This is a genomic window from Xanthomonas sp. NCPPB 3959 (genome assembly GCF_056675575.1).
Genome location: NZ_JBWWVR010000005.1, coordinates 172,584 through 186,426, shown reverse-complemented (window position 1 = coordinate 186,426; position 13,843 = coordinate 172,584). Strand labels below are relative to the sequence as shown.

General features: G+C 65.5%; 11 protein-coding genes. 7 read left to right on the top strand and 4 right to left on the bottom strand.

What is annotated here, in order from left to right; all coding sequences use genetic code 11:
* The first annotated feature begins 6 nt into the window (after positions 1–6).
* The 3 genes from AC1KVG_RS08215 (at position 7) to AC1KVG_RS08205 (ending at position 2,567) form a co-directional block, all read left to right on the top strand.
* Entirely contained in the window at positions 7–1,416 is a 1,410-nt protein-coding gene (locus AC1KVG_RS08215) for an FAD/NAD(P)-binding protein (RefSeq protein WP_481094071.1), read from the top strand.
* Positions 1,417–1,665: 249 nt separating this feature from the next.
* Positions 1,666–2,097 carry a VirK family protein gene (locus AC1KVG_RS08210; RefSeq protein WP_481094070.1) on the top strand — a complete coding sequence of 144 codons (432 nt, stop codon included), beginning with the start codon at positions 1,666–1,668 and terminating at the stop codon, positions 2,095–2,097.
* A gap of 32 nt (positions 2,098–2,129) precedes the next feature.
* Positions 2,130–2,567, top strand: coding sequence for a VirK family protein (locus AC1KVG_RS08205; protein WP_481094069.1), 438 nt, complete (start codon positions 2,130–2,132; stop codon positions 2,565–2,567).
* An 85-nt stretch (positions 2,568–2,652) separates the two neighbouring features.
* Here the strand turns inward: AC1KVG_RS08205 and AC1KVG_RS08200 are convergent, their stop codons facing one another.
* Positions 2,653–4,113, bottom strand: coding sequence for an efflux transporter outer membrane subunit (locus tag AC1KVG_RS08200; protein WP_481094068.1), 1,461 nt, complete (start codon positions 4,111–4,113; stop codon positions 2,653–2,655).
* A 90-nt stretch (positions 4,114–4,203) separates the two neighbouring features.
* Between AC1KVG_RS08200 and AC1KVG_RS08195 the strand changes: the two genes are divergently transcribed.
* The 4 genes from AC1KVG_RS08195 (at position 4,204) to AC1KVG_RS08180 (ending at position 9,740) form a co-directional block, all read left to right on the top strand.
* On the top strand, positions 4,204–4,821 hold the full coding sequence (locus AC1KVG_RS08195; RefSeq protein ID WP_481094067.1) for a TetR/AcrR family transcriptional regulator: 618 nt from the start codon (positions 4,204–4,206) through the stop codon (positions 4,819–4,821).
* Between the two features lie 77 nt (positions 4,822–4,898).
* On the top strand, positions 4,899–6,047 hold the full coding sequence (locus AC1KVG_RS08190) for an efflux RND transporter periplasmic adaptor subunit (RefSeq protein WP_481094066.1): 1,149 nt from the start codon (positions 4,899–4,901) through the stop codon (positions 6,045–6,047).
* Entirely contained in the window at positions 6,044–9,133 is a 3,090-nt protein-coding gene (locus tag AC1KVG_RS08185) for an efflux RND transporter permease subunit (protein ID WP_481094065.1), read from the top strand. The genes AC1KVG_RS08190 and AC1KVG_RS08185 overlap by 4 nt, the downstream gene beginning before the upstream one ends.
* 274 nt (positions 9,134–9,407) lie before the next feature.
* Complete coding sequence (locus AC1KVG_RS08180; protein ID WP_006448752.1) at positions 9,408–9,740, top strand: DUF6172 family protein; 333 nt, start codon at positions 9,408–9,410, stop codon at positions 9,738–9,740.
* Between the two features lie 319 nt (positions 9,741–10,059).
* On the opposite strand, the gene AC1KVG_RS08175 is transcribed toward AC1KVG_RS08180, so the two are convergent.
* The 3 genes from AC1KVG_RS08175 to AC1KVG_RS08165 form a co-directional block, all read right to left on the bottom strand.
* Positions 10,060–11,349 (bottom strand): DEAD/DEAH box helicase, encoded by a 1,290-nt coding sequence (locus AC1KVG_RS08175; protein ID WP_481094064.1) that lies wholly within the window; start codon positions 11,347–11,349, stop codon positions 10,060–10,062.
* A 659-nt stretch (positions 11,350–12,008) separates the two neighbouring features.
* Positions 12,009–13,463, bottom strand: a complete 1,455-nt coding sequence (locus tag AC1KVG_RS08170; protein WP_481094063.1) for a dihydrolipoamide acetyltransferase family protein — start codon at positions 13,461–13,463, stop codon at positions 12,009–12,011.
* The gene (locus AC1KVG_RS08165; RefSeq protein WP_006448748.1) at positions 13,460–13,843 is read right to left on the bottom strand and encodes an SH3 domain-containing protein; all 384 of its coding nucleotides are present in this window, start codon (positions 13,841–13,843) and stop codon (positions 13,460–13,462) included. The genes AC1KVG_RS08170 and AC1KVG_RS08165 overlap by 4 nt, the downstream gene beginning before the upstream one ends.

Here is a 13,843-nt window from a genome sequence, read left to right as displayed (position 1 = left end):
TTGCACATGGAAACCAATATCACCGTCATCGGTGCCGGCTTTTGCGGTACCGCGCTGGTCCGTGCGCTGGCGCAGACGGCCGATGCGCAGGTCCGCATCACCCTGGTCGGGGTGGCCGAGACCTTCGGCAGCGGCATTGCCTATGGTGCGGCGCGGCCGGAACATTTGCTCAACGTGCGTGCCAAAGACCTGGGGATCGATGCGCAAGCACCCGGTGCATTCGCAGATACCCTGCATCTTGGCGATAGCGGGCGATTGGAATTCCTGCCGCGCCTTGCCTATGGCGATTATCTGCGCAGCGAGCTGGATACCGCGGTCAGCGGCGCGCAGGCCTCGATCATGCGGCTATCGCAAGAGGCGGTGGCAGTGGAGCGCGTGCGCAAGGGGTTTCGCGTGTTTCTGGCCAATGGCGATGCCTTCCATAGCGACCGCGTGGTGTTGGCGGTCGGTGCGCTGCAGCCGCAGGCGCTTGCCGGCATCGGCCCGCGCTTGAGCGTGCATCCGCGCTACATCGGGTGGCCGTGGCAGGGCGATGCCCTGGCGCAGTTGTCGCCCGACGATGACGTGCTGATCGTCGGCACCGGGCTGACCATGGTAGATGTGGCATTGACCCTGCATGCGCGCGGCCATCGTGGCCGGCTGGTGGCGATCTCGCGGCGGGGGCTGGCACCACAGGCGCATCTGCGTCAGCCAGGCGCGGCGCTGGAATTGCCGCCGCATCTGCAGCGCGCGCTCAAGGACGCCGACCTGCGTGGCCTGCTACGCGGCGTGCGTCAGCTGAGCGCAGTGGTCGACGATTGGCGGCGCGTGGTGGATGCTCTGCGCCCGCATCTGCAGCCGTTGTGGCAGCGTCTTGAGCTACCTGAGCGTGCGCGCTTTCTGCGTCACTTGCGGCCGTATTGGGAAGTGGCGCGGCATCGGGTTGCGCCGGGCGCGGCGGAGCAATTGGCGCAGCTGCAGGAATCGGGGCAACTGCAGATCGTCGCAGCGCGTTTGCTGCGTGCGCGTTGGGTGCCCGATGGCGTGGAGGCGGTGATCCGCCCGCGTGGTGCTGCCGACGCGCAGACCGGTCACTACGACGCTGTGATCCGCGCCACCGGCTTGGATACCGACATCGACCGCACCAGCGACCCGCTGATCGCCGGCATGCGCGAAGCCGGCCTGTTACGTGCCGATCCGCTTGGGTTGGGTGTGGACACCGACGCGCAATTGCGGGTGCGCGATGGCGCCGGGCAAATCGTGCCGGGGCTGTATTGCATTGGTCCGCTGTTGCGTGGACGGTATTGGGAAATCACCGCCGTGCCGGAGTTGCGCGTCGCCACGCGTGCGTTGGCCGACCGTCTGTTGTTGGGCGCGATGCCGGCGTTACAGCCGGAGCCGGAACATGTGCCGCGCGAGGTCAATGCGCGTTTGTAGGTGGCCGTACCCTCACCCCAACCCCTCTCCCGATGGGAGGGGCTTATCGCTCCTTCCAGCGGGATCTTGATCTGCGCGCGCAGGTATAGCCCTCATCTCGCAATATCGCGCGGACTTCGCCAAACAGCGCAATCATGCAGCGTGATGCGTAGCGCACTGCACCGGTGCGTACAGGATTAGGTCATGTTGATCGGCCTGGGCTGATTACAGTCCAGGTCGCTTCATCCCCTCGTCCGCCTGGAGTCCGCCATGCCCCGTCTTGCTGCCACTGCCTTGCTCGCCACGCTGTGCGCTTGCGCGCTACCCGCCTGGGCCAGCGAATCGCTCAACACCCGCGCTGAAGTGCTCGCGGCCCTGGAGGCTGGCTATGACGTCAGCCTGACCACCGATCTCGCTCGCTGCACGCCCGAAGAAGGCACCCCGATCACCCAGACACGTGGCGGCCGCCATATCGATGCTTATCGCATCACCGAGGACGGCACCGCCGCATTCTCCGGCTCGCATTTCACCGTGGCCAACGACGGCAAGCCGATCCAGCAGTTCATGCGTTATCAGTTGCGCCCGGATGGCAGCGTGCGTTTCACCACCTACATGTACGACCTGCCGGGTCTGCAACAACGTGGCCCGGTGCTGGCCTATCAATGCACGATCAACCAGGGCATCCGCTTCCACGCCGATTGAGCGCGTTTGCCCCCTCATTACCGAGAAAGCACATGTCCTCACGTCTGTATTTTTCACTTGCTATTGCAGTGCTGTCAGCCAGTGCAATTCCCGCATTCGCCACGCAATCGTTGAACACGCAAGCGAGCCTGATCGATGCGTTGGAGACCGGCCGCAATGTGGCGGTGTCGGTCGATCTGTCGCGCTGCACGGCCGAAGCGGGCACTGCATCCAGTCGCAGCCGCGGTGGTGTGCGCATCGGCGCCTACCGTCTTACCGCCGACGGCACCTTGGCGTTTTCCGACACCCAGTTCATCGCTGCCAGCAGCGATGGCAGGCCGTTCCAGCAGTTTCAGCGCTACCAGGTGCTTGCCGACAACAGTGTGCGGCTGACCACTTACATGTACGACCTGCCGAGTCTGCAGCAACGCGGGGCACTGTTGGCGTATCAATGCACGATCGATCAGGGCATTCGCTTCCACGCGCACTGAACGCGCCGATGCGTTGCGCGATGCCACTTGAGCGAGTGGCATCGCGTCGATGGCGCTACAGCATCGACATACAACTCGGTGACGACTACTGCACCGCAACCGCATCGGTGGCGCCGGATTGCCAGCCGCCGCCCAACGCCTTGAAGGTGGCCACTGCACTGCGTGCCGCATCGGTGCGTGCCTGCACCTGTGCATCGGAGGCACGCAGCAAGCTGTCGTCGGCATTCAAGACTTCGATCAGGCTGACCACGCCTTTCTCATAGGCCAGCGCCGATGCACCACGCGCCTTGCCCAGTGCATCCACACCTTGCGATAGCACCGCTGCCTGCTGCTCGCGTTTGACCAGTGCGGTCAACGCATTCTCCACGTCTTCCGTGGCGCGTAACACGGCCAGGCGATACGCGGCCAGCTGCTCGGCTTCCTGTCCCTTGGCCTGTGCGATCTGCGCATTGATGCGACCGAAATCGAACAGCCGCCAGCGCAAACCCAGCACGGCGGCGGATTGGCTGGCATCGCTGGTGAACAGGTTGGCGCCGGAGATGGCGGTGGCGCTGCCGAGTAATCCGCTGAGCGAAAATTTCGGGTAGTACTCGGCCATCGCCACGCCGATGCGCGCGTTCGACGCTGCCAGCCGGCGCTCGGCGACGATCAGGTCCGGCCGGCGCCGCAGCAGGTCGCCGGGCGTGCCCGTGTCGGCAATGCGCGGTGCAAGTGGAATGGGTTTGCTTGTGGCCAGCTCTGCACGATGCGTCCCTGGCGCAGCACCCAACATCACGTCCAGTGCATTCATCGCCGCGACTAGGCCGCTTTCGATACCGGGCACCGATGCCTGCGCCTGTGCAAGCGCGCCTTGTGCCTGGTGCAGCTGCAGCTCGGGGGCGAGTCCTTTGCCATGCAGCAGCGTCACCATGGACAGCAGGCCTTGCTGGGTGGCGACCTGGCGCTGCGCCACCTCCAGCCGTGCCTGCAGGCCGCGGATGCTGATGTAGATGTCGGCGGTCTGCGCGGCCACCGCCAGACGGGTGGCGGCTGCACCGGCTTCGCTGGCCTGGTAGTCGGCGAGTGCGGCCTGGCGCCCGCGACGCAGGCCGCCGAACAGATCCAGCTCCCAGCTCGCGCCCAGGTTGGCTTCGTAGGTGCTGGCATAGCGGTCGAAGTTGGGCGTGCTGTTGAGCACCTGGCCGAGCGGAGTCTCCAGCGACTGATAGGCGCGGGTCGCGTTGCCGCTGATGTTGCCCGAAGGCAGCAGTGCGGCCGTGGCGGCGGTCAGCCCGGCGCGGGCCTGGGTGACACGTGCGCTGGCCTGGGCCAGGTCCAGGTTCTGCGCCAGCGCCTGGGTGACGTAGCGGCTCAGGTCCGGGTCGTCGAAACCGGTCCACCAGGTCGATAGATCGGCCTGTGTAGCGGCCTGGCGCTGCTCGGCCGCTGCCTGGCCGAGATAGCGATCCGGCAGGGGCGCCGAGGGGCGGGTGTACTCGGGGCCAACGGCGCAGCCTGCGGCAAGACTGGCGGCGATGAGCGCGGCAAGGGTGCGAAGTGACGACATGACGGTACCGACGAAGGCAATGGCGGGCTGTGACTATAATACGAAATGGTCACTTTTGTGCGGATTGTGTTTGAGCGCTAAGCTGTTCGCATGAGCAAAGCATCCAGTTATCCCGTTTCAGGCCGTGGTCCGGCCGATCACGATGTGCGCGACCAGATCGTGGCAGCGGCAACCGAGCACTTCAGCCGCTACGGCTACGAGAAGACGGCCGTGTCCGATCTGGCCAAGGCGATCGGGTTCTCCAAGGCCTACATCTACAAGTTCTTCGAATCCAAGCAGGCCATCGGCGAGATGATCTGCACCAACTGCCTGCGCGAGATCGAGACCGAGGTGTGCGCGGCGGTGGACGAGGCCGCGCAGCCGCCCGAGAAGCTGCGGCGGCTGTTCAAGGTGATCATCGAGGCCAGCCTTCGCTTGTTTTTTCAGGATCGCAAGCTGTATGAGATTGCGACCTCGGCGGCGACCGAGCGCTGGCAGTCGGTGATCGCTTACGAGGTGCGCATCCAGAAAGTGCTGCAGGACGTGCTGCAGCAAGGCCGGCAAAGTGGCGATTTCGAGCGCAAGACGCCACTGGACGAGGCCACCCAGGCGATCTACGTGGTGATGCGCCCTTACATGAATCCGCTGTTGCTGCAGCACAGCCTGGAGCATGCCGACGAGGTGCCGCTGCTGCTGTCGGGTCTGGTGTTGCGAAGCCTTTCGCCCTAAAAGTCGATAGTGACTATTGACTGATATAGTCACAAGTCTCAAGATGCGAGCCTTCAACAGCACGCACTGGGATTTCCATGCTTCGCCGCCGCCTCGTTACCTCCACTTTCCTGTGTGCGCTGCCGCTGGCATTGATCGCCTGCGGCGAGGCGCCGCCGCCCGACCCCCGCACTGCGACCCCGCTGGTGCGCGTGGCCACCGTCGAAGAGGCCGGTACGGCAGCGCGCAGCTTCTCCGGCACGGTCGCCGCGCGGGTGCAGAGCGATCTGGGCTTTCGGGTCTCCGGCAAGGTGTTGGAGCGGCTGGTCGATACCGGCCAGCGGGTCACGCGCGGGCAGCCGCTGCTGCGGATCGACCCGGTCGATCTCCAGCTCGCCGCACGCGCGCAGCAGGACGCGGTGGCAGCCGCGCAGGCACGCGCGCAGCAGACTGCCGACGATGAGGCGCGCTACCGCGATCTGCGTGGTACCGGCGCCATCTCCGCCTCCGCCTACGACCAGATCAAGGCCGCCGCCGATGCCGCCAAGGCGCAGCTGAGTGCAGCCCAGGCGCAGGCCGAGGTGGCCCGCAATTCCAACCGCTACAGCGATCTGTTGGCCGACGCCGATGGCGTGGTGATGGAAACACTGGTCGAACCAGGACAGGTCGTGGCCGCCGGGCAGCCGGTGGTGCGGCTGGCGCATGCCGGGCGCCGCGAGGCGATCGTGCAGCTGCCGGAAACATTGCGCCCGCCGGTTGGCTCGGTCGCGCAGGCCACGCTGTTCGGCAATGCAGGCGTCACGGTGCCGGCCACGCTGCGTCAGCTGTCCGACAGCGCAGACCGGCTGACCCGCACCTTCGAGGCGCGTTACGTGCTCGACGGCGCATTGGCTGACGCCCCGCTGGGCACTACCGTCAGCATCCGCATTGCCGACGGCACGGCCGCCAGCACGCAGGCCGGGCTGCAGGTGCCGCTGGCCGCGCTGTTCGATGCGGGCAAGGGGACGGGTGTGTGGGTGATTGCCGGCAATCCGGCCAAGGTGAGCTGGCGGCCGGTGACGGTGCTGGGCCTGGACGATGACCATGCCAACGTGGCCGGCAAACTGGCGCGTGGCGAGCGCATCGTGGCGCTGGGTGCGCACCTGTTGCGCGAAGGTGAGCAGGTGCGGGTAGCCAACACGATTGCGCCTGCCAGTGGCGCGACCAGTGCTACCAAGACCGCGAGCGCGGCAGGAGCGCAGCCGTGAGCGAGGGCCGCTTCAATCTCTCGGCGCTCGCGGTGCGCGAGCGCTCCATCACGCTGTTCCTGATCTTTCTGATTTCGCTGGCCGGCCTGGTCGCGTTCCTCAAGCTTGGCCGCGCGGAGGACCCGGCATTCACTGTCAAGGTCATGACCATCATCACCGCCTGGCCGGGCGCAACGCCGCAGGAAATGCAGGACCAGGTCGCCGAAAAACTCGAAAAGCGCCTGCAGGAACTGCGCTGGTACGACCGCAGCGAAACCTATACGCGCCCCGGTCTTGCGTTTACGACGTTGACGTTGCTGGACAGCACACCGCCCAGCCAGGTGCAGGAGCAGTTCTATCAGGCGCGCAAGAAGGTGGGCGATGAAGTCGGCAACCTGCCGGCCGGCGTGATCGGGCCGATGGTCAACGACGAATATGCCGACGTCACCTTCGCACTGTTCGCACTGAAGGCCAAGGGCGAGCCGCAACGCTTGCTCGCGCGCGATGCGGAAAGCCTGCGCCAGCGCATGTTGCACGTGCCGGGCGTCAAGAAGGTCAACATCATCGGCGAGCAGCCTGAGCGCATCTTTGTCGAGTTCTCGCACGAACGTCTGGCTACGCTGGGCGTCAGTCCGCAGGAGGTGTTTGCCGCGCTCAATGCGCAAAACGCCTTGAATGCGGCAGGGTCGGTGGAAACACGCGGGCCGCAGGTGTTCATTCGCCTGGACGGTGCGCTCGACAGTTTGCAGAAAATTCGCGACACCCCGCTGGTGGTGCAGGGCCGCACCTTGAAGCTGTCGGATATCGCCAGTGTCAAACGTGGTTATGAAGATCCGTCCACCTTCATGATCCGCAGTGGCGGCGAGCCGGCATTGCTGCTGGGCATCATCATGCGCGATGGCTGGAACGGCCTGGAGTTGGGCAAGTCGCTGGACAGCGAAGTGGGCGCGATCAATGCCGAACTGCCGCTGGGCATGCGCCTGAGCAAGGTCACCGACCAGGCGGTCAACATCGACGCGTCGGTGGGCGAGTTCATGACCAAGTTCTTCGTCGCGCTGCTGGTGGTGATGCTGGTGTGCTTCGTCAGCATGGGCTGGCGCGTGGGTATCGTGGTGGCGGCAGCGGTGCCGCTGACACTGGCGGCGGTGTTCGTGGTGATGCTGGCCACCGGCAAGAATTTCGACCGCATCACGCTGGGCTCGTTGATCCTGGCGCTGGGGCTGTTGGTCGACGACGCCATCATCGCGATCGAGATGATGGTGGTGAAAATGGAAGAGGGCTACAGCCGTGTCGCCGCATCGGCCTATGCGTGGAGCCACACCGCTGCGCCGATGTTGTCCGGTACGTTGGTGACGGCGGTCGGCTTCATGCCGAACGGGTTTGCCGCTTCCACCGCCGGCGAATACACCAGCAACATGTTCTGGATCGTGGGGATCGCGTTGATCGTGTCGTGGGTGGTGGCGGTGGTGTTCACGCCCTACCTGGGCGTCAAGATGCTGCCCGACCTGAAGAAGATCGAAGGCGGCCACGCCGCGATGTACGACACGCCGCGCTACAACCGCTTCCGCACTGCGCTGGAGCGTGTCATCGCACGCAAGTGGTTGGTCGCCGGCTCGGTAATCGGGTTGTTCGTGCTCGCGATTCTTGGCATGGGCATCGTCAAGAAGCAGTTCTTCCCGATCTCCGATCGTCCCGAAGTGCTGGTCGAAGTGCAACTGCCGTACGGCACCTCGATCACCCAGACCAGTGCCGCCACCGCCAAGCTGGAAGCCTGGCTTGCCAAGCAGGACGAAGCGAAGATTGTCACCGCGTATATCGGGCAGGGCGCGCCGCGCTTCTTCCTGGCAATGGGCCCGGAGTTGCCGGATCCCTCCTTTGCCAAAATCGTGGTGCGCACCGACAACCCGCACGAACGCGATGCATTGAAGCTGCGCATGCGCAAGGCCGTCTCCGAAGGCCTGGCACCGGAGGCGCGCGTGCGTGTGACCCAACTGACCTTCGGCCCGTACTCGCAGTTTCCGGTGGCGTACCGGGTCAGTGGTGCCGACCCGCAGGTGTTGCGCGGTATCGCCGCGCAGGTCAAGCAGGTCCTGCAGGACAGCCCGATGCTGCGCACCGTCAACACCGACTGGGGCACCCGCACACCAACGCTGCATTTCACCCTGGAGCAGGATCGTCTGCAGGCAGTGGGGCTGACCTCGAGCGCAGTCGCTCAGCAGCTGCAGTTCCTGCTCAGCGGTGTGCCGATCACGCTGGTGCGCGAAGATATTCGCAGCGTGCAGGTGGTGGCGCGTTCGGCCGGCGAGACGCGTTTTGATCCGGCACGCATCGCCGATTTCACCCTGGCCGGTGCCAATGGCCAACGCGTGCCGCTGTCGCAGGTAGGCAGCATGGATGTGCGGATGGAAGAGCCGATCCTGCGCCGCCGCGATCGTGTGCCGACGATCACGGTGGGCGGCGATGTCGACGACCAACTGCAGCCGCCGGATGTCTCGGCTGCGATCACCAAGCAGTTGCAGCCGATCATCGACAAACTGCCCAGCGGATATCAGATCAAGGAGGCCGGTTCCATTGAGGAGTCCGGCAAGGCGACTGCCGCGATGCTGCCGTTGTTCCCGATCATGCTGGCGGTCACCTTGATCATCATCATCCTGCAGGTGCGCTCGATGTCGGCGATGGTGATGGTGTTTCTGACCAGCCCGCTGGGCCTGATCGGCGTGGTGCCGACCTTGATCCTGTTCCAGCAACCCTTCGGCATCAATGCGCTGGTGGGCTTGATTGCGCTCTCGGGCATCTTGATGCGCAACACGCTGATCCTGATCGGTCAGATTCATCACAACGAGGCTGAGGGCCTGGACCCGTTCCACGCCCTGGTGGAAGCCACCGTGCAGCGTGCCAGGCCGGTGATCCTGACCGCGCTGGCCGCGATCCTGGCGTTCATCCCGCTCACGCACTCGGTGTTCTGGGGCACGCTGGCCTACACGCTGATCGGCGGCACGCTGGCCGGCACGATCCTGACCCTGGTGTTCCTGCCGGCGATGTATTCGATCTGGTTCAAGATCCGGCCGGAGAACAGCGGCGCACCGACGCCTGCCAAGCACGCATGAGCTGGGTCTGCGACGGTGGCGAGAGCCCCGTCGCAGAGATCGCGTGGCAGTGTCGTTCGCGCGATTCCCACTCCACTGCCATTGCAGCGTTGCAGCGGCGCGGTGTCTCAGCGGATTGACCGAGCTTTGGCCCGAAGGCCAGGACTGGCGCGCGTCGGGGAGGTTCCCGGCTTCGGTCGCAGTGCAGGCCCGAATCCCGCCCGGACAGCCGCCGATTCACCCAGAACGGCCGGGTGGCCTCACAATAGGCGGCCAGTTCCTAACCGATGTCGCCATGCGCAAGACCTACCAGCTCAACCTCGAAGGCAAGAACCGCGATCGTCTGCTGGAGTCCAGCAAGAACGATATCCGCAAGTACATCCGCCGCGAGCGCCGCAAGGACTTGCCGGAAGGCGCGGATTATTGGGACTTCGACATGCGCTTCGGGGTGGACGAGGCCAGCGCCGCGCCGCTGCCGCCGGCCGAGCTGATCCGCTCGATCAATGCGCTCACCAGCGAAGGTGGCGAGCAGTTCTTTGTGGAAATCCTGCGCAAGCCCGGCAAGCGCATCCCGCGCGTGGATGGCGATAGCGGCATGGGCGGCGAGCTGGATTTCGAGCAGGACTGAGTCTTTGCCGCACAGACGTGGCGGTGGATTGCCGCTGCGTGGGCAAGATTTTGCTTGGGCGTGATCAGTAATGCGGGTGGCCGTCACCGCGTGTTGCCTCAGCGGATCTAAAGACAGATCGCGTGGTCTACAAGAGGCACGTGTTTGGCAGCAACTGTCGGCTCAGTGCGAAGTCGTAATGCGCAACGCGCCAAAAGTGCGCAAGACGGGTATTGGCGCGTGCTTGACGCTGCCCGGCCTGCGCATGCGCTGCGTGTCTAAGCGCGGTTCCCGCGCCTTGTCCGCGTGACGACGGCGCGTTACACGTAACTCCCCGCTCTCAGTCCGGTTTGCCTGCCTGTGCTGCCGCTGCGCGCAGCTTGTCCTTTTTGCTTGGCCGTTTGCCCTTGATGCCGCCGTTGTCGTCTGGTGCGCGCGTGTCGGTGTTCGGCATTTCCGTCGCAGGCGCATCTGTCACCAGGGTCGGTTCAAAGCCGGTAACCACGCTGGTCGGCACGCGCAGCCCCTGACGTTTTTCGATCAGGCGCCATTGCGGCTGGCTCTCCGCAGAGACGAAGCTGATCGCCACCCCGCTGGCGCCGGCACGCGCGGTGCGGCCGATACGGTGGGTGTAGTCCACGGTCGAACGCGGCAGGTCGTAATTGACCACGGCCGGCAGCGCGTCGATATCGATGCCACGCCCGGCCAGATCGGTGGCCACCAGCACCTGCACCTCGCGCTGCTTGAAGGCGTACAAGGTGCGCTCGCGACGGCCCTGGCTCAACTCGCCATGCAGCGGCTGCGCAGTGATGCCGGTCTTGGTCAGTTTTTCGGCGACCTTGTCGGCGGTGTGCCGGCTGGCGACGAACACCAGCACATGCGACCAGCCATGCTCTTGCAGCAGATGGCGCAGCAGCTGCGTGCGTTGGCCGGCGTCGACGGCGATGGCGCGTTGCTCGATCGCAGGTGCAGCGTCTGGCGTGGCGACAATGGTGATGCGCAGCGGGTCGCGCAGGCGACGCTTGGCCAGCGAGGCGATGCCGGGCGGAAAGGTGGCCGAAAACAGCACGCTTTGGCGCTGCGCCGGCAATAGCGCCAGGATGCGATCGAGCTCGGTGCCGAAGCCCAGCTCCAGCAGGCGGTCGGCTTCGTCCAGCACCAGCGTGGCGACCTCGCTCAGGCGCAGCGCGTTGTGATCGACCAGATCCAGCAGCCGGCCGGGCGTGGCCACCACGATGTCGGCACCACCGCGCAGGGCAAGCAGCTGCGGATTGATCGAACTGCCCCCGGTCGCCGCAACGATCTTGAGCCGGCGCGGCAGATGCGCCGCCAGCTGATGCAGCGTGTCTTTGACCTGCGCGGCGAGTTCGCGCGTGGGCACCAGCACCAGCGCGCCGAGCACGCGCGGTGCAATGTCCGGGGCGAGACAGCGTTGCTGCAGCAGCGGCAGCGCATAGGCCAGCGTCTTGCCCGAGCCGGTCTGCGCCATCGCGATCAGATCGCGGCCCTGCAGCATCGGCGGAATGGCCTGCTGCTGGATCGGCGTGGGCGTGTGGTGACCGGCGCGGGTCAGCGCGGTGTCGAAGAACGGCTGCAGCTGCGGCGACAGCGAGAGATGGGCAAATGACATGCGCCGATTATCCAGGCATTCGCATTGCAATGGTCGGTAGCGCGTCATGCTAAACGCCGATCTCGTCGAGGCGCGGTGCCCTCACCGCTTGCGGGACACGCCGCAAGTACGTCCCTGTAGGCTCGGTGGCGGCATCCATGCCGCCACACGGTCCCGCAATCGGCGAGGACACCGCACCAGACAGTTTGCTGATTGCTTTGCTGAAAGCCATGCACACCGACCATCTCGACTGGTCCTTGCCCGCCCACCATCGCGGGACCTTACGCGGCATGGATGCCGCGTAAGAGCCTACATGGACGTATTTGCGGCGTGTCCCGCGATGGTGGGCGGGCAAGGACCCTGCAGCCAAGCCGCAGATCAGCCGCTCTGCAAGTGATCTATCCGCACTGTCCAACCACTCCAAGACAAGAGAAGACAATCGAAATGTCGAGTCGTAGCGCCATTTAGATGTCGTCAAAAAGCTTGGATAGTCGAGCGCGCGGTGCCTTTTGAGGACACTCCGTGAATCCGTCGGTGCAAGCTCGGTGGCGGCATCCATGCCGCACACGGTCCCAGAATCGGTGAGGACATCGCACCAGCCAACGTGGTCGTGTGCTGATGGGAATCACAAAGCCGGCTGCGCCCACCTGCCGATGAGTGAGTGGTTTTATGAGCTGCGCTCAGTTGGCCAACGCCAGATCGTCCAGCAGTGCACGCAGGAAACGTGCGGCTTCGCCGCCGGTAGCGGCGCGGTGGTCGAAGGTCAGCGACAGCGGCATCACCTTGTGGGTTTCCACACCGCCCATCACCGGGGTGAGCTGGTAGCGCGCGCGGCCGGCGGCGACGATGGCCACGCACGGCGGCACCACCACCGGGGTCGCGTAGCGGCCGGCGAACATGCCGAAGTTGGATAGCGAGATGGTGTAGCCGCTGAGCTCGGAGGCGGCAATGCTGCGATTTTCCACCTGCTGGCGCAGCCGGTTGACGCTCTCGCGAATGCCGTGCGCGTCCAGCATGTCGGCATTGCGCAGCGCCGGCACGAACAGGCCTTCTTCGGTGTCCACAGCAATGCCGATATCCACCTGCGTGTGCAGGGTGCGGCTGAGTGCCTCGCCGTCGAACCAGGCGTTGAGCGCGGGCACCGCCTGACAGGCGCGCACGATGCCACGCACCAGGCGCACGGTGACGTCGTTGCCGGGTTGCCATGCGTGGATGTCGGCATCGTCGTTGAGCGTGGTGGGCACCACCTTGCTGTGCGCATCGGCCATCACGCGCGCCATGTTGCGGCGCACGCCCTTGAGCTGCTCCGGCTGGCCTTTGGCGACCACGCTGGGTGATTGCGTGCGCATGGGTTTGCCGCTGGCAGACAGCGCTGAACGTTGTTGCGCATCGCTCGCTGCAGCGTTTGCTGCCTGCGTGTTTGCAGCGGCGTGTTGCGCGCCTGCATTCGCGTTATTGCCATTGATCGGCGTGACCGAGGCAGTCGCACGCGCCGCAGACATCGGCGCACTTCCGGCCGCAGCGGCCTGCTTTACATCGGCCATCGTGACCGTGCCATCCGGGCCGGTGGCGCGTACCTGCGCCAGATCGACGCGCAGCTTGCGGGCGAGTGCACGCACGGCCGGCATGGCACGCACGCCGCCGACTGCAATGGCCTGTTCGCTTTGCACGGCATTGGAACTTTGCATCGCGCCGACCACGGTGCCGGCGTCATCGCGGTCGCTCTCGCCGTTGCCATTGGAATCGGCATCGGCGATCTCGCCGCCGTTATCGGAAGCGACCACGCGCGCCGTGTTGCCGGCGGCGCTGTCGCCGGTGCTGGGCGTGTGCGTTGGCGCAGGGCCATGCGAGTGACCGGTGTCCTGACCATCGGCGCGCTGCGGCTGCGAGGCATCCAGCGCAAACTGCGCCAGCACCGCGCCGGTGACGATGATATCGCCGGCCGCACCGGCGAGTTTGGTCACGGTGCCGGAGAACGGCGAGGGCACCTCGACCACCGCCTTGGCGGTCTCCATCGAGACCAGCGGGTCGTCCAGGCGCACGCTGTCGCCTTCCTTGACGAACCATTCCACGATGGTGGCGTCGGGCAGGCCTTCGCCCAGATCGGGCAGGTGGAAATTCTTGGCTTGGCTCATGGCAGATTCTCTTGCGCCGCAGGCAGCGGCGGCGTGGTGTCGTCGAGGAGTTCGAGGTCGGCAGCCGGCAGCCAGCCCTGCGTGCCATCGGCACGCTCGGACCACCACCAACCGCCATGTTCGTGATGCAGCAACACGTCCTCGCCCTGCATGGCAACGAGTTCGCGTGCGTCGTAATCGCGCAGGGCTTCGGCCAGGCCGTCGCCCAAGGGGCGCAGCCACGCCACCGGCGCCCAGCCGGCATGACCTTGCCCGGTGTTGACCCAGGCAAAGGCCGGCCATTCTTCATCGCGCACGCCGATCGCCACTTGCTGGCCGGCGTGGAAGCGAATCGGGTTGGCGACTCTGGCGTGGTGGTCGCAGAGCAGGCGGGCGCGCAT